14 protein-coding genes and 1 pseudogene are annotated in these 16,545 nt (G+C 49.1%); 10 read left to right on the forward strand and 5 right to left on the reverse strand.

Going from position 1 to position 16,545, the window contains the following annotated elements; genetic code table 11:
- Window position 1: 1 nt before the first annotated feature.
- Window positions 2-937, reverse strand: a complete 936-nt coding sequence (locus H6F93_RS32930) for a DUF4351 domain-containing protein (protein WP_190690477.1) — start codon at window positions 935-937, stop codon at window positions 2-4.
- A 1-nt stretch (window position 938) separates the two neighbouring features.
- The gene (locus tag H6F93_RS32935) at window positions 939-2,090 is read right to left on the reverse strand and encodes an ABC transporter ATP-binding protein (RefSeq protein WP_524538058.1); all 1,152 of its coding nucleotides are present in this window, start codon (window positions 2,088-2,090) and stop codon (window positions 939-941) included.
- An 86-nt stretch (window positions 2,091-2,176) separates the two neighbouring features.
- Between H6F93_RS32935 and H6F93_RS32940 the strand changes: the two genes are divergently transcribed.
- The 7 genes from H6F93_RS32940 to H6F93_RS32970 all read left to right on the forward strand — a co-directional run bounded on the left by H6F93_RS32940 (window position 2,177) and on the right by H6F93_RS32970 (window position 11,786).
- Window positions 2,177-3,862 carry an ABC transporter permease gene (locus H6F93_RS32940; RefSeq protein ID WP_347277393.1) on the forward strand — a complete coding sequence of 562 codons (1,686 nt, stop codon included), beginning with the start codon at window positions 2,177-2,179 and terminating at the stop codon, window positions 3,860-3,862.
- A 37-nt stretch (window positions 3,863-3,899) separates the two neighbouring features.
- Window positions 3,900-4,406 (forward strand): pentapeptide repeat-containing protein, encoded by a 507-nt coding sequence (locus tag H6F93_RS32945; protein ID WP_190643420.1) that lies wholly within the window; start codon window positions 3,900-3,902, stop codon window positions 4,404-4,406.
- Between the two features lie 264 nt (window positions 4,407-4,670).
- Window positions 4,671-7,550: a PAS domain S-box protein gene (locus H6F93_RS32950; RefSeq protein WP_190690480.1), complete on the forward strand. Its 2,880-nt coding sequence runs from the start codon at window positions 4,671-4,673 to the stop codon at window positions 7,548-7,550.
- Complete coding sequence (locus H6F93_RS32955; protein ID WP_190643418.1) at window positions 7,547-7,993, forward strand: response regulator; 447 nt, start codon at window positions 7,547-7,549, stop codon at window positions 7,991-7,993. The genes H6F93_RS32950 and H6F93_RS32955 overlap by 4 nt, the downstream gene beginning before the upstream one ends.
- 6 nt (window positions 7,994-7,999) lie before the next feature.
- A complete protein-coding gene (locus H6F93_RS32960) occupies window positions 8,000-10,294 on the forward strand; it encodes a response regulator (RefSeq protein ID WP_190690483.1) in 2,295 nt (764 codons plus the stop codon).
- Between the two features lie 34 nt (window positions 10,295-10,328).
- Window positions 10,329-10,976, forward strand: a complete 648-nt coding sequence (locus H6F93_RS32965) for a sporulation/spore germination protein (protein ID WP_190690485.1) — start codon at window positions 10,329-10,331, stop codon at window positions 10,974-10,976.
- Window positions 10,977-11,405: 429 nt separating this feature from the next.
- The gene (locus H6F93_RS32970; protein ID WP_190643415.1) at window positions 11,406-11,786 is read left to right on the forward strand and encodes a hypothetical protein; all 381 of its coding nucleotides are present in this window, start codon (window positions 11,406-11,408) and stop codon (window positions 11,784-11,786) included.
- A 64-nt stretch (window positions 11,787-11,850) separates the two neighbouring features.
- On the opposite strand, the gene H6F93_RS32975 is transcribed toward H6F93_RS32970, so the two are convergent.
- Together H6F93_RS32975 and H6F93_RS32980 are read right to left on the reverse strand one after the other, a co-directional pair.
- Window positions 11,851-12,663, reverse strand: coding sequence for a TIGR03943 family putative permease subunit (locus H6F93_RS32975; protein ID WP_190690487.1), 813 nt, complete (start codon window positions 12,661-12,663; stop codon window positions 11,851-11,853).
- A gap of 105 nt (window positions 12,664-12,768) precedes the next feature.
- The gene (locus H6F93_RS32980) at window positions 12,769-13,809 is read right to left on the reverse strand and encodes a permease (protein ID WP_190690489.1); all 1,041 of its coding nucleotides are present in this window, start codon (window positions 13,807-13,809) and stop codon (window positions 12,769-12,771) included.
- 540 nt (window positions 13,810-14,349) lie between these two features.
- On the opposite strand from H6F93_RS32980, the gene H6F93_RS32985 reads away from it, so the two are divergent.
- The 3 genes from H6F93_RS32985 (at window position 14,350) to H6F93_RS32995 (ending at window position 16,402) form a co-directional block, all read left to right on the forward strand.
- The gene (locus H6F93_RS32985; protein ID WP_190690491.1) at window positions 14,350-14,598 is read left to right on the forward strand and encodes a hypothetical protein; all 249 of its coding nucleotides are present in this window, start codon (window positions 14,350-14,352) and stop codon (window positions 14,596-14,598) included.
- 319 nt (window positions 14,599-14,917) lie between these two features.
- Window positions 14,918-15,190: a hypothetical protein gene (locus H6F93_RS32990; RefSeq protein ID WP_190690493.1), complete on the forward strand. Its 273-nt coding sequence runs from the start codon at window positions 14,918-14,920 to the stop codon at window positions 15,188-15,190.
- 24 nt (window positions 15,191-15,214) lie between these two features.
- Entirely contained in the window at window positions 15,215-16,402 is a 1,188-nt protein-coding gene (locus H6F93_RS32995) for a hypothetical protein (RefSeq protein ID WP_190690494.1), read from the forward strand.
- A gap of 11 nt (window positions 16,403-16,413) precedes the next feature.
- Here the strand turns inward: H6F93_RS32995 and H6F93_RS33000 are convergent.
- Window positions 16,414-16,545, reverse strand: a pseudogene (locus H6F93_RS33000) (IS1 family transposase); the annotation flags it as partial.

Raw genomic sequence — 16,545 nt, forward strand, 5'->3', positions numbered from 1 at the left:
CTTATCTATTCTGGTTCAGCCAGGTCACCAAATCAGTCTCATCAGAAAAATCGAGCAGCGCTTCCCCTAGCTCTTCTACCCGCTGAATTGGAAGATTGCGAATCTGTGCTTCCTGATCAGAATTAAGCTGCCCTAAGCGGCGGTGAAGTTGACGCAGAATAACAGAGACTTCACCTTGCTGAATGCCCTGCTGAATGCCCTGCTGAATGCCCTGCTGAATGCCTTGTTCCATCCAACTTGTAACGATCTCCATGACTTGCTCTCGCTCGGTTAGCCCCAGTTTATCAATCTCAGCCTGGAAAGTTTGTTCTTCGGCTGCGTTTAACTTTAGATAGGTATCGACAAATCCAGAAATCAACTGCATTCGAGCCGGATCAAGGCGCAAGGTTGCTAGTAAGCGCAAGCATTCTGCCTTCACTTTGGGTCTATCCTTTGGAGCAATCTTCATTTTTGCCATCAGTGCAGCAGCAACGGGATTACGCCGTTGAAGGAAGTCTCGCCAGTTCAGGCGATTAAGCTGAATTGCAGCGTAGTTAAAATCGAGAATTTTGCGATCGGGAAACTGCACTTGATAACGGGACGGCTCTGCTCGCTGAGGTGCATCAAAGGAGAAAATTACGACTGGGTAAACTGGCAGCTGATATTTTTCGTGAAGCCGAGCGAAGTAGTGAAACATTCGTCTGGCAAACTCAGCTTGAGCTTTGGACTGATTTTCCAGATGAATCAGGAAACAAGTTTCTTGTCCTTGAAATCGAACTTTTGCCAGCAGGTCAACCTCTCGACGCTCCCCTGAAGTTAGGTCTGTGAAGATTTCCTGATTGAGAAATGTGATGGAATTGGGTTCTAAATAGGCAAAAACTTTGGGTAAGAATAGCTGAATAAACTCGGCAAAAAAGGTGGAAAGCAATTCCTTAAACAGCCGATCGTGGTCAATCATGCTATTGCTTGATCCGGTCAATCGAAGTGGCTGATGGTCGAGCAGAATTTTGAGCGGGAAAGAACTTCAGTGCCGAATTTGTGACGGATAGCTGCACGGATTGTCCTACAGCAAGCAGCATGGAGGTAGGCGTGCGGGCTTGAAGGATGCGGCCTGATGAGGTGTAGAGACGGTAGCTGTATTCCCGTCCCAGAAATTGGCGATCGCCCACTGTCGCGTTCCCTTCAGCATCGGGATGCAGAATCAGGTCTTCCTGCCGAATCATCAGGTCGCCACTTATGTTTTCCGGTTCTGAAGGGCGATCGCAACTGCAAGCGCAAACAACACTGTCTGCATCAAAGTGACCAATTTCGGTTTGCCACCTTTGGTTGTGGTATTGGGCAGGCACAAAATTAGCCTGAGTCACAAAGTCAGCCACAAAGCGTGAGGCAGGTTCCCGGTAGATTGCCTCGGGGGTACCAATCTGTTCCAGGTGCCCTTGTCGCATCACAGCAACCTGGTCAGAAATAGAGAGGGCTTCTTCCTGGTCATGGGTGACAAAGATGCCAGAAGTGCCTGTTTTCTTGAGAATATCTCGGACTTCCTGTCGCAAATAAAGTCGCACTTGCACATCTAAGTTGCTTAGCGGTTCGTCGAGCAGCACCAGGGTTGGACGCGGGGCTAGGGCGCGAGCTAGGGCGACTCGCTGCTGTTGACCCCCAGAAAGCTCGTGGGGATAGCGGTTTTCCATGCCCTGCAAGCCAACCAGGGCGATCGCCTCAATCGTTCGCTCTTGCCACAGTTTTTTGCTGTCTCGCTGCTTCAAACCAAACGCGACATTCTCGGCGATGTTTAAGTGAGGAAATAGGGCAAAATCCTGAAACACCATGCCAATCGAGCGATTTTCGGGCGCGATCCAGGTGCCATTTCCGGCAACGAGCCGTCCGGCTAGCTCAACCCGTCCGGCTTGGGGTGACTCAAACCCCGCAATCATCCGCAGTAGAGTCGTTTTGCCGCAGCCAGAAGGCCCCAACAGCCCCAACACATCTCCTTCCTGCAAAGTAAGCGTTATATCATTGACTGCAGGCGCGGCAGCCCTGGAAAACTGCTTTGTGACGTTTTCGAGATGCAGGATGGCAGAGGGCAGCATAGAGGCGCAGTTTGAATTGTTCACCCTTCCCATCATTCATAACTCCGGCTCCGTAGTAAAGTAGGATTTGCCAGAAATTCTCATCAAGGGCGATCGCCTGGAGGGGTGGAGTGTCTTTATTATCTAGACGAGCTGAGCGTCGCGCTGTCGCGTTTCGGCTACCGCTGGGTGGTTGGACGCTGCTGGTTTGGGCGATCGCTTGCCTGATCTCGGTTCCGGTCATTTTTGTTGTAGGCAGCATTTTTACGCCCGCTGCGGATGTCTGGAGTCACCTTGCTTCAACCGTTTTGCCCCGTTATGTGATGAATTCTTTCTGGCTGATGCTGGGTGTAGGCAGTGGCGTTTTGCTGATCGGGGTTGGAACGGCCTGGCTGGTGACGATGTGCCGCTTTCCGGGTAGCCGCTGGCTAGAATGGGCACTGTTGCTGCCTTTGGCGGCTCCAGCCTATATCCTGGCTTACACCTACACGGAACTGCTGGAATTTTACGGGCCAGTACAGCGATCGCTCAGAAGCCTGTTTGGATGGCAGACGGTGAATGATTACTGGTTCCCAGACATTCGTTCAGTTTGGGGTGCGATCGCCATGCTGACGTTGGTGCTCTATCCCTACGTTTACCTGCTGGCGCGGACTGCCTTCCTGGAGCAATCGGTTTGCACATTGGAAGCTAGCCGCAGTTTGGGGTGCAATCCCTGGCGCAGCTTCTTGAAAGTGGCTTTGCCATTGGCACGTCCGGCGATCGCCGCAGGAGTAGCTTTAGCGCTAATGGAGACTTTAAGCGACTTTGGCACGGTTCAGTTTTTTGCGGTAGACACCTTCACTACGGGCATCTATCGCACCTGGTTTGGCATGGGTGAACGTCAGGCTGCTTCTCAGCTTGCGGCTTGTCTGATGCTGTTCATTTTGGGGCTGATTTTGCTAGAGCGCTGGTCACGCCGTCAGGTGCGCTACTACCAAAGTAGCAGTGTGCGGCAACCGCCAAACCGTTACATTTTGCGAGGAATTCGAGCCGCGATCGCCCAAATTGCTTGCCTGATACCCCTTTGTTTGGGTTTTGTCGTTCCAACTGCGCTCTTGTTGCATATGACTATCAAGAATGCAGATGTAACGATTACCGATCGCTTTTGGCAGTTTGCCAGCAACAGCTTTACTCTGGCGGGGCTGACAGCAGTTTTAGGTGTGGCGATCGCCCTGATTGTGGCTTACGGGGTGCGGCTGCGTCCCACTCCTGCAATGTCTCTAGCAGCCCGGATTGCGGCGATGGGCTATGCCATTCCCGGTTCAGTCATTGCCGTTGGTGTACTGGTTCCGATTGGGCGATTAGACAATGCCCTGGATGCCTGGATGCGCTCAACGTTTAACATCTCTACGGGACTGTTGCTCAGCGGCACGATCATTGCACTGGTCTTTGCCTACCTGGTGCGCTTCCTGGCAATTTCACTGGGCACCGTTGAGGCGAGTCTGGGCAGAATTAAACCCAACCTGGACGATGCGGCGCGATCGCTAGGGCACAACCCCACCAGCACATTGCTACGAGTTCATGCGCCCCTCCTAGGCAGCGGACTACTCACCGCCGCCATTCTAGTGTTTGTTGATGTCATGAAAGAGCTTCCGGCAACGCTGATTGTTCGCCCCTTCAACTTCGACACGCTGGCGGTGCAGGTCTATCGCCTAGCGGCAGACGAACGGCTAGCAGAAGCTTCTGCCCCAGCGCTAGCCATCATCCTGGTGGGAGTCTTGCCTGTAATTTTGCTGAGTCATCAGATCAATCACAGTCGGGGCGATCGCCTCAACTGAAACTCAAATTTTTCATCGTTTAAGGGGTTGATTGAATATGAAATCCAAAATTTTAGTATTGAGTGGGGCGATCGCCCTTTGTCTATTGGCTTTCGGCTGTACTCGGGCAAAACCCGAACAACAGTTACTCGAAAATAAACAGTGCCCTGAATGTGATCTGCAAGGAGCCGAGCTAAGCCAGGCTGATTTGAGTCAGGCAGATTTAACCAAAGCAGTTCTAAACACGGCTGTCTTATCTGGCGCAGACCTGACTCTGGCAAACCTGAGCGGGGCCCTGCTCGACAGCGCCGACCTCAGCAACGCCAAGTTAAATGACGCAAACCTCAGCAGTGCAGGTTTATCAACTGCAAACTTGAGTGGGGCAGACTTGAGCGGCGCGAATCTCAGCAACGCCTTCTTAAGAAATGCCGACTTGAGCAATGCCAACCTCAGCGGAGCCGACTTGAGCAACGCTGACCTGAGCGGCGCAAATTTGCAGGATGCCAATTTGGAAGGCGCGACCTTTAAAGGAGCAATTATGCCGGATGGGAGTATTAGGGATTAGGGGTTGAGGTTGGGTTTGGGAAATTAGGTTGAGGGGTTGCGGCTCAATATCGTTTTGTGGCTGGCAATGCCTTGTAAGGGCAAACAGGCGATCGCTCCCCCAACTAAGGTGACTAATCTACAGCTGAACTACGTGAAGTCCGCTTATTTCCCTAACCTCCAATCCTTAACCCTTAACTCCCTTCTTGAAAGATTCAAATATGCTGCTAACAGAGTCATTTAAACTGAGTGTATAAATGATGCGCTAGACAAACTTTTTATAAACATGGTTCAGGCACCTTTGCCCGATAACGAAGCTGTCAGGGTCAAAGCATTGTGTCAACTGAATATTTTAGATACGGCACCTGAGCCTGCTTTTGATGATTTGGCTCGTTTGGCGGCTTACATTTGCCAAACCCCAGTTGCCCTAGTCAGCCTGGTGGATAGCGATCGCCTGTGGTTCAAGTCAAAAGTTGGCTTAGATACCTCAGAAATTCCCAGGGATGCGACGTTCTGCGCCCAGGCAATTCTCCAGACTGGGCCGCTGTTGGTGAATGATGTGCAGCAGGATGAGCAGTTTGTCCATATTCCCTTAGCTCAGGCTGACCCAGCAGTGCGCTTTTATGCAGGGATGCCCCTGGTTACTGGCGAGGGGTATGGGTTAGGAACCTTGTGTGTGCTGGACTATGTACCCCGTCAGCTAGATTCTGCTCAGTTAGAGGCTTTGCAAGCGCTGGCAAGGCAAGTGATGGCTCAGTTAGAACTACGCCGCAGTCTGGCTGAGCTGACCGAAACCCAAACTCACAGCAGCGATATTTTGGAGAGCATTACGGATGCGTTTTTGGCGCTAGACGACGAGTGGCGCTTCACTTACATCAATCATCAAGCAGAAGTGCTGCTACACCGAAGCCGCACTGAGTTGTTGGGTCGATGTATTTGGGAAGAATTTTCTGATCTGGTTGATTCAGCCCTTTATCAAAAGTATCAGCAGGCTGTGGAAACTCAAACCAGCGTCGAGTTTGAAGAATTCTACCCGCCGCTGGAGACTTGGTTTTCAATTCATGCTTATCCTTCTAAACAGGGTTTATCTGTTTACTTTGAGGATATTAATGCGCGAAAACAGGCTGAGGCAGCATTGCGAAGTTCAGAAGAGCGGTATCGACTGCTGTTTGAGAACAATCCCCAGCCAATGTGGGTGTATGACCTGGAGACGCTTGCGTTCTTGGCAGTAAATCGGGCAGCGATCGCCCACTATGGCTACTCTCAGGAAGAATTCCTATCCATGACTCTGTGTGACATTCGCCCACCCGAAGACATTCCAGTACTGCTGCAAAATGTTGCGAACTTGACTTCTGGCATCGGACAGGTAGGGCTTTGGCAACATTGCAAAAAAGACGGCAGCTTGATCGATGTGGAAATCACGGTTCACGACCTGATTTTTGCTGGAAAGCAGTCCGTGATGGTCTTGGTCAATGATGTCACCGATCGCCGTCGAGCAGAGCGATCGCTGCTAGAAACAACGCTCCTCCAGCAAGCCATTCTAGACAGCGCAAACTACACGATTATTTCAACGGATATTAACGGCATCATTCGTACCTTTAACCGAGCCGCAGAGCGAATGTTAGGTTACAGTGCCGACGAAATGGTAGGAAAGGTTACACCTCTCCCGATCCACGACATTCAGGAAGTAGAGCAACGAGCCAGGGAACTGAGTGAAGAACTGGGAGAGCCGATCGCTCCGGGTTTTGAATGCTTTGTTGCCAAAATTAAATCGGGTGGAGTTGAGGAACGAGAATGGACTTATATTTGCAAAGATGGTTCTCGCTTTCCAATCGTGCTTTCAGCCACAGGGCTGCGTGACTCCGATGGAAACCTGACTGGCTTTTTGGGCATCGGTAGCGACATCAGCGATCGCAAGCAGGCAGAAGAAATGCTTCAGCTACAAAGTCTGCGATCGCAGCTTTTTGCTGAAATTAGCCTGAAGATTCGCCGATCACTCCAACTTGGCGAAATCCTGCAAACAGCCGTTACCGAGGTACAAAAGATCTTTCAGTCCGATCGCGTATTGATATTTCGGCTTGACTCAGAAAGCAAGGGACAGGTGATTCAGGAGGCAGTTGCGCCAGGGTGGTCATCTACCCTAGATCTAAAAGTTCAAGATGATTGCTTTGGAGCAGACTATCTCAGAAAATATCGGCAGGGACGCGTCTACACCGTCAACGACGTTGGTACGGCAAAGTTAGAACCCTGTTTGGTGCATTTTTTGGAATACCTTGACGTAAAGTCAAAGCTGGTAATGCCAATTTTGCTCAAGGATCAGTTTTGGGGTTTGTTGATTGTCCATCAGTGCGATCGCCCCCGCCAGTGGACACCCTCAGAAATTGAATTAACGCAGCAGTTGGCAGACCAGATCGGCATCGCTCTAGCTCAGTCTCAGATGCTAGAGCAAGCCAACCTTCAAAGCCAGGAGCTTGCTCGCTCTAATGCTGATTTGGAGCAGTTTGCCTACGTCGCCTCCCACGATTTGCAAGAGCCGTTGCGAATGGTTGCTAGCTATCTGCAACTGCTAGAGCGGCGCTATCGAGGGCAGCTTGACGACACGGCAGATGAGTTTATTAACTACGCCGTAGATGGTGCGATGCGAATGCAGACCTTGATCAATGACCTGCTCGACTATTCTCGCGTTGATAGTCGCGGCAAGTCCTTTGTGTTGACCCCCTGCTCTGCTATTTTGGATCGGGCGATCGCCAACCTTCAAACCACAATCAAAGTCGCTCACGCAAACGTCACCTGTGGACCTCTCCCCGAAATCATGGCAGATGCCACCCAACTGACCCAACTGTTTCAAAATTTGATTAGCAATGCCATCAAATTTTGCAGCAACCAACTACCTCAGATCCACATCAGCAGTCAGCGTCGTGCAGATGCATGGCTATTCTCCGTGCAAGACAACGGAATCGGGATAGACTCAGAATATGTTGATCGAATTTTCTTAATATTTCAACGATTGCACAGTCGTGGCGAGTATCCCGGCACTGGCATTGGGTTGGCAATTTGTAAAAAGATTATAGAGCGTCACGGTGGAAGCATCTGGGTTGAATCGCAGCCTGGACAAGGCTCAACCTTCTACTTCACTATTCCAGACAGGGGAGGGAACTCGGCATGAGCCATGCGATATCCGGTAGACCGATCGAAATCTTACTGGTTGAAGACAATCCTGGCGATGTTCGTCTGACACGAGAAGTGCTTCGAGATGGCAAAGTTAACAACCATCTCAACGTTGTCCAAGATGGCACCGAAGCGTTGGCATTTCTCTATCGCCAGGGCAACTATTCATCTGCTCCTCGTCCTGACTTAATTTTGCTAGACCTGAATCTGCCCAAAAAAGATGGGCGAGAGGTTTTGGTTACGATCAAGGAAGACAACAGTTTGAGGCGCATTCCGGTTGTGATTTTGACCACCTCTCAAGCTGAAGAAGATATCCTTAGAGCCTACAACCTGCACGGCAACTGCTACATCACCAAACCTGTTGACCTGGATCAATTCATCCGGATTGTGAAATCTATTGAGGAATTTTGGCTAACCATCGTAAAACTGCCGATGGAGTAGGGGTAGATGGTTGATCAGCGACTCAAAGTCTTGTTAGTCGAAGATAACTCCGGCGACGCTCGTTTGCTGCAAGAAAGTTTGGCAGAGATATTGGCTCCTGTCACCCTGGTGCATGTAGAACTCTTGAGTGAGGGAGTGCAGCAGATGCAGCAAGAGGACTTTGATGTAGTTTTGCTTGACCTATCTTTGCCGGATAGCCAAGGTTTAGATACGTTGCTCCAGGCTCAAGCGCGTGGCTCAACTGCCCCAATTATTGTGTTGACTGGGCTAGACGATACAGAGCTAGCGGTACGAGCGGTGCAGGATGGCGCTCAAGATTACTTGGTCAAAGGTCAGGTGACGGGCGACCTGCTGGTACGCTCGATGCGCTACGCGATCGAACGCAAACGGTCAGCAATGGCTTTGCAAATGGCTGCCACTGAGAATCTATTGCAGGCTCAGGCGATCGCCTCCGCCTCAGACGGCATCCTGATCTGTGACCCGAACCAGCCCGATGATCCAGTCGTTTACACTAACCCTGCCTTTTCTCGAATTACGGGCTACCAGCCAGAGGAGGTGCTAGGGCGAAACTGTCGGTTTCTCCAGGGTCCAGCCACAGATCGGGAAACTGTTGCCCAAATTCGGGAAGGCATCAACGCCCAGCGAGAAGTTAAAGTCACACTGCTTAACTATCGCAAAGACGGACAGCCCTTTTGGAATGAGCTAAAAATCTCGCCCGTCTTTTCTGCTCAGGGCAAACTGCTTTACTTTGTTGGCATTCAGACGGACGTAACCGACCGTAAACGCGCCGAGCAAAAAATTCAAGAACAGGCTGCCCTGATCAACATTGCCACAGACGCAATTTTAGTCAAAGACCTGGGCACTCGAATTCTGTTTTGGAATCACGGTGCAGAGCGGCTCTACGGTTGGACTGCCGCAGAAGCCCTGGGAAAACCTGCCAGTCAGCTTTTGTACGCCGAGCCATCTCCTCAGTATTTAGAAGCCCAAGCGAGCTTACTGGCGAATGGTGAATGGCAAGGTGAACTGCGACAACTCACAAAAGACCGCCGCCAGATTATTGTCGAAAGTCGCTGGACGCTGGTTCGAGACGAACACGACGTGCCGAAATCGATTTTGATCGTCGGCACAGACATAACTGAAAAAAAGAGCCTGGAAACGCAGTTCTTAAGGGCACAGCGGATGGAAAGCATCGGCACACTAGCAGGTGGGATTGCCCACGACCTGAACAACATGCTGGCTCCAATCTTAATGGCTGTGCAACTGCTTGAGACCAGAGTTCGTGAAGACGACGAGCAGGCCAAGCAATGGCTCGAAACCCTGGAAACCAGTGCTCGACGGGGAGCTGATTTGGTTAGGCAAGTTCTCTCATTCGCTAGAGGCATTGAAGGAGAACGCACGATGCTCCAAATTGGTCATCTAGTCAAAGAGATTGAGAAAATTGCTAAAGAAACTTTTCCCAAATCTGTTGAAATTTGGACGGATATTCCCATCTGGGACTTGTGGGTAGTATCAGGAGACGCAACGCATCTGCATCAAGTACTCATGAATCTCTGTGTGAATGCCCGTGATGCCATGCCCGATGGCGGTAGGCTCAGCATCGTAGTTGAGAATCTGGTCGTGGATGAAAACTATGCCCGCATGAACATTCATGCGCAGGTCGGACCTTATGTGGCCGTGACCGTTTCAGACACGGGGGTAGGGATTCCGCCTGCTGTTTTAGATCGAATCTTTGAACCTTTCTTCACTACAAAAGAGGTAGGCAAAGGGACTGGGCTGGGCTTATCCACAGTCATCGGCATCGTCAAAGACCACGGTGGCTTTGTCAATGTCTATAGTGAAGTGGGTAAGGGCACCCGATTTAAGGTTTACCTGCCTGCAACGGAGACAACGTTGTCCCAAACGGCGGAAGAAAGTAATCGCCATCTACCCGGAGGAAATGGCGAGTTGGTGTTAGTCGTTGATGATGAAGCGGCGATTTGTGAAATCACGAAAGCGACCCTGGAAGCGTATCGCTACGAAGTGATGACTGCGAATGATGGAATTGAGGCGATCGCCCTTTATGCCCAGCATCGAGACAAGATTCGGCTGGTGTTGGTAGACATGATGATGCCATCAATGGACGGCTTCACAACAATTCGCACGCTACACAAAATTGACCCCCAGGTTAATGTCATTGCCGTTAGCGGACTGAACTCTAATCAGCAGTCTGCAATGCTCTCCGGCGTTGGAGTCAAAGCATTTTTAGCAAAACCCTACACGGCTGAAAAACTACTCAAAATCCTGCGCGACGTTCTACCCTAAAAAACTCAAAACTTAGAACCTAACGGTTTTACTGATGAAAAGCATTCTACCGCTGTCCGTTTTAATATCTGGAATACTTTTGCTAGGTCTGGGAAGCTGTTCTCAGATTGAGCCAGGGGGCGATCGCCCCAACCCCAACCCTAGTACTTCCATTCAAGCCAGCTCTGAATCTCCATCGGATGCAGCACTTGTTTCTCCCACTGCTGTATCCGAAGTCTCAACCAATAGCCAAGCTAATAATCAGGCTGATACTCGGCTAAATTATCAAGCTGATGGTCAACCCGCCAACCAGACCGAGGCTCAAACCAACAGTGCTGCAACCCCTGAACCCGTTGCAACAGTCAGCGCTACTCTTTACACGGCGGATAGTGAATGTGAAAGCTTTGTCTCAGAAGAAATTCAACTGCCATCTGACCAGCCCGTCACCGCAGCCGTAAGTAAGGTTTTGCAGGCGCAAACCAGTAGTGACTTTGATTTGTCTGGTTTTCGGGTCAGTGTTGATAAGGGCGTAGCAACGGTTGATTTGCGTCTGGTGCCCGGTTCTCCTCGTAGAATTACTTCGCTCTCAACCTGCGAACAATTTGCTTTATTTGGCGGCTTGCGAGAAACCCTAACCCGCAATACTCAATGGCAAATTAAATCGGTCCGGTTCCTGGAAAGAGGTGTGGCGATCGCCCGTTAGCCTCAGCCTATGAGTTGTAATTAAGCTTTAAAGAATCACAAGTCTTGAAGACACAATCTATTGTGTTCGCCCAAGTCTATCCAAAGAGTGTTTGAAAAATTATTAAATACATTTTGCAAGGCAAAGCAGTCAATAGATAGATCACACAATGGAGCAAGGATATTTGCTTGAAGGCTATATCCCTAAACAGATTGGGGACAAATTGAGCTGCGTAAACCTCACTTTAAGAAGTGTAAAAGTCATTCTTTAGACAGACAACATTTCAATTTAGAAGTGTCAGAAACATCCAACTCCCGGTAGTGTGTACTTCACTACTAAAAACCTTAAAGTAAGTCATCTCAAGTTAAGTAATGCTTTCAAGAAACGGGGGCAGCGTGATTTGAGCCGACTTAAAGCGGTAAGTACTACATTTCTTTGGAGAATTAACTCATGACTAATCAAGATTTTAATCGGGCTGGCGATCGCTCCGTTGACGTGGATAACTACGACAGAGGTATTACCCCCGCTGAAACTGGCGCACGCAAAGATCGCGAAGGTGAAGGCTACAAGCAGCCTACCAGTGATCCTGAGGCTGCTGGCAGAGGCAGTATTGATACCACAGGAGGCTACACGGTCGATAAGGAAGGTCTGGCAAACAACTATGCGATCGAGCCTGAGATGTACGTTAACGAACCTGGCGACCTGAGACAAGAAGAAGAAGCAAATGCCGCAGAGCGAGCAGAAGAAGTCCGTGAAGTGAATGAAAACGACGAGACCGGCAAACTGACGATGGACAAAGATACTCGCGGCAAGGGAACTGGCTTGATCTAGAATCAATGAGCTTTTCGGGCGCTTAACGCCCGAAAAGCTTATCCTTGTCTAATACTTGTACGGTCTAATACTCATACGGATTCTCTGGTTCCTCAATTTCCTCTAGCTCACTTGCCTGAATGGTAAGGTGACGCTGCCCATCAAGGGTTTCAGTGATCATCGAACCTTTAACGCGCAGCCAGGTGTCCTGCGGGTAGGTGGAACGGCTACCTTCAAGCTTCACAGGCAACCCAACCGGATAGGTGTCGGCTGCACAGCAGGTAATCACAAATCGGGAAATCATCAGGTAGTTTTCGGGCAATTCGGGTGGATGAATCACGAAGCCTTCGACGTTGGCTTGCTGTCCTGTATAGGCATCAGGTTCGGGATACACATCCAGGGTGCGAATCCAGTCAATTACCGATCGCTCCTCTGGGCTGGTGGTCGAGCGAAAAGACTGAGGCTGCGATCGCGTCATCGCCAGCGTATCCGTCACACCTCGATTAAGCGCCACTTCACTGGCGAACGGCTGAGGCGTAAACTGTAGCCCAAACACTGCCACCGCTAACAGCATCGCACTGCTCCATCCCCTTGGAAACAGCGAAAAGTGCTGCATCGTGGGCAAGCTTCTAAAATGATTGCGGGCACTGCGCTGAGTCGTAATTTGTAGAAGCTGCACCGCCTTGATCAAGCTCAGCGCCAGCAAGCAAATCCCAGCGGTGTTTGCCAGCCACATGTAGTTCGGGTGCAGCAAAACGTTGAGCTTACCAGTCAGCCAGTATTTCAGCAGCAAAACACCCCAAGTGGCAATCGCCAAAATATCCAGGACAATCAGCCAGAAAGCACTGCCAAGCCGCCGAGGTTGAGGTTGAGCAATCGGTTTAGGTCTAACAGTCATGCAGTTTCCAAAACGCGCAGTGTATAGGTTTAGGGGCTGGGGGCTGGGGACTAGGGGCTAGAGATTTGAAGGTTTTATGAGCTTCATTCTTCATCTCTCTCTTCTCTAGCTGACATACAAATTGATGATCAGCGTTAGCAGAAATGTCAACTGTGCCGCCAGCGCAAATAGATAAACGATCGCTCTTCCTCGGAATACTGATAGCAATAGCCCAATGTTTTTCACATCAATCATGGGTCCAAAGACTAGAAAGGCTAGCAAAGAGCCACTGGTAAACGTCGAAGCAAACGATAGGGCAAAAAAGGAATCAACCGTTGAGCAAATTGATACGACCCACGCCAACAGCATCATCGCCAAAATCGACGTAATCGGTCCTTGCCCCAAGCTGAGAATTACTTCACGAGGAATCGCTACCTGAACGATCGCAGCGATCGCACTTCCCAAGATCAATACGCCGCCCAGCTCGCGCAATTCCTGCACCACGTTGTCTAGCATGAGCTGGAGGCGATCGCCCAACGGCTTCGTTGTCACTGAGCTAGCTGCCATAGCCGCCTGCGCCCCGACTGCTTCCATTCGCATTGGCTGTCCTGAAGAGTTGAGTAAGAATGTGCCGGATTGCAATAGCTCAGAGGCAGGTTCCGCAGATTGGGCAAATCTAGACCGACGCGATCGCCTGCCTTGAGGTGGAGGCATTGACTGAGCCACCGCTGGCTGCAAAAGCGGTCGCAAATCTGCCTGCGAACTAAACACCCAGCCGATGATCGTGGCAATCAGCAGCGAAAACCCAATTCTCAAAAACACAATTTCCGGCTGGTCACGAAACGCCGTCCAGGTTGCCCAAAACACAATCGGATTCACCGTCGGTGCTGCCAGCAAAAAACCGATCGCCACCGAAGCAGGCGCACCTTGTACAATCAGTCGCCGCGCCACGGGCACGTTCCCGCACTCGCACACTGGAAACAGAAACCCAACCATGCTACCCGCCAGCGCTCCCAGCAGCGGATTTTTTGGCATCATCGCCACTAGCTTGCGTTCATCCACAAACAGCAGCAACGTACTGGAAAACACCACGCCTATCAACAGGAACGGGATTGCTTCAACCAGCAGGCTAAAAAACAGGGTCAGGGCATTATTTAACTGAGTCATTCAGTCCGCTCACTCCTCGCGTGTCTTTACCCGTCGGCGATCCCCATTAAGGGTACAGACAGCCATTGTACCGGATCGGTATAGACACCTTCGCCTTTTCCCTCTCGCAGTCAGGATAATCCGAACAAAAACGCCTCAATTTGCAGCTTCAATTTTGAATTGATATCAAAAAATTGCGTAGCTCAATTGCTTGACGACAAGCCATTCTTCCAGATATGCTCTCACGTTAAGGTTGTCTTTTTTACCCAAGAGCAGCCCCGCTATACCCAAAGATCTAGCGCCGCTCAGAGCTGTTACCAGCAGCAATGAGCGACTAACCCCCAAACTGAGGTACCAGTCTGGCGGCTAATGGTGAATTTTAACACTCCCTTAGCCACCCTGACTTGTCATGTCAAAAAAGCGTTGCTGACCCTTTAGAACATGAAAGTGAGAAATTTAAACTCACTTTTCGTTCTTCTACTAGGTTTGTGCAACGTGTGAATTGGTGCGGGGTGGCTAGGTTTTTGGGGTTTCCTCAAAAAACCTAAGGAGTCACAACTTATGTCTCAATGTTTTCTGGAATCTCCCAACGCACCTACCGTTGAGAGAGAAGTTTCTGCACTTCAAAATCCTGACCGCGATCGCCTGCGAGTTCTCATCATCGGCTCTCGTGATGGTGTAATTGAAACAATTCACGATTTGTATCGACGAGGCTTTGCAGAAGTGAGTGCATGGAGTCCATTGTTACCTGCACCCAGTTCTGGTGAAGTAATGAGTATCTTGACTCGCGATCGCAAGCGGGGAGAGTAGGAGGAGAGAGGGACGGCCGTTCTCATCCAAGCTTCTACTAATTTTTAGAGAGGCTCTAGAGCACTTCAGTGCTGAGCATGAATTTGAATTAAATCACATGCAAGCTCAGCAATTTCGTGAAGACTGGCATCACAGAACAGGTCTGCGGCTTCAGCAAGTCTGTTCTGTGATGCGAATAATTTTCCATCTAACTACCTTCTTAGACCCCGCCAAAGGCTGTGATGAACTAGTACTCATACATCTTTGAAGAGATAAGGGTTCCCTTAATTCTATTGCGACTACAATTTCATTAAGAATCTTCGCAGTAGGATGGCAATTTATGGCTAAGAAGAAGAAGCAAGACCCAGATCAAATGTTTTTTTTTCCCGAAATGCTGGAACAAGCAGATACCATTTCGGATATTCGAGGACGTGAATCTAAATTGAGAAGCGAAGCCGAAATTCACATTCCAGAACCTTCGACACATAACTTTCCCCCACTTATCTTTCCCCAAAGATGGGAACTTTTGAAAGCGGAAACTGATAAGCGAAAAGTACCTATCAAACCCCTTATTATGCCTGTACAACAGGCATTAGTAGAAGTTGAGAAATAACGCCGACAAATTGTTGAGACAGGCATGGGGCGTTTGTTTATAATGAGCGGGGTGTCAGGCAGTGGAAAATCAACTTTCCTGAATTCGTTAGATTTGTTCATTGATAGTGTTAGCATCCATACAATTACTTTGAGAGCAATAGATAGTGGAGAAGTTGTTGAAGATAAACTTGCTGCGCTACGAAGAGAGGAAAGCAAGTTAGCAGTAATTGTCCTTGAAGGGAAGGAATCACCTGGTGCTTTGAAGAGTGAGGAGATAGACATATTATTGACAACTCTCAACTCGGATTTTCGGCGTGATTTGGGAAGACGAACTCTTTTTGTAGTACCTACTACCTCGCAAATCGTTGCTCAATCTATCAGTCAACGTGCTGCTGATATTGGAGGTATGACTACCCGATCTCGCCCTTTCTATGTATTTTCAGGTCCACATCGTAATGATTATGAACAAATCACCGATCGAACGTTACGTGCATTAAATGATTCGAGAGGACTTTTAGATTATGGTATAACGACTGAAACGGCAAAAGGCTTAATTGAGTCGTCTGAATCGGTAGGTCAATTTATGATTAGCTGTTATGAAGAAATCAAACGTCAACAAGATGCATTAAAAGCAACGGCTTTTGAAGTTAAGAGAAAGAATCTTCATCTATGGATGGTTTTCTGTTGCTATGAGGAAGATAATCGACGCAATTATGACATTATTAGATCCTTGACGACGAGTAACTATCAATATGCTCAAGTTGGAAGAATGTTAGTAGGTGATTCTAACGATATTAAGTTTTGGGAGGGGAGACAGGCTGCGTTTGCATTGGCAGCGCAATACTTAGATTTACGAGTAATGTACATGCCCATGAGAACAGCCAATTCAATTGTTAGAGCTTATGGCAATAAAGAGTTGCTTGATAAATTAAAAAAAGTTGAATTTGAAGAAGGAGAGGCGATGGTAAAACGTGAAATGGTTCGGATTACAGCACAAGAATCAATTATGGGCACAGCTATTTTCGCTTATTTGCGTGGCATGGAATTTATCGAAAGGGATATTGTTCGACGCAATAAGCCATCAGATAAGCAAAAGCTTCTGTTTAAGGAATTCATGAACATATCCAATGATAAAGATTTGAACGCTCTTGTTGCTCAAGTGTTAAGAGATTCTATAAAAACACCCGATTATAAAATTTATACTGAGTTGTCAGTAATAGGGCGTTGCTGAAACCGTAATGGTTAAGTAGGTAGAGGAATAGCTCGATACTTCAAATAGTGAAGCAGCAAACGGAGTGAACATTTCAACATCTCAAGGGATTTGGAGTAGCACAAGGTTTTACGGTGCAGCCGTGCTAGGTAATGCCGTAGACG

The organism is Leptolyngbya sp. FACHB-671, assembly GCF_014695745.1.
Classification (GTDB): Bacteria; Cyanobacteriota; Cyanobacteriia; order Elainellales; family Elainellaceae; genus JAAUTN01.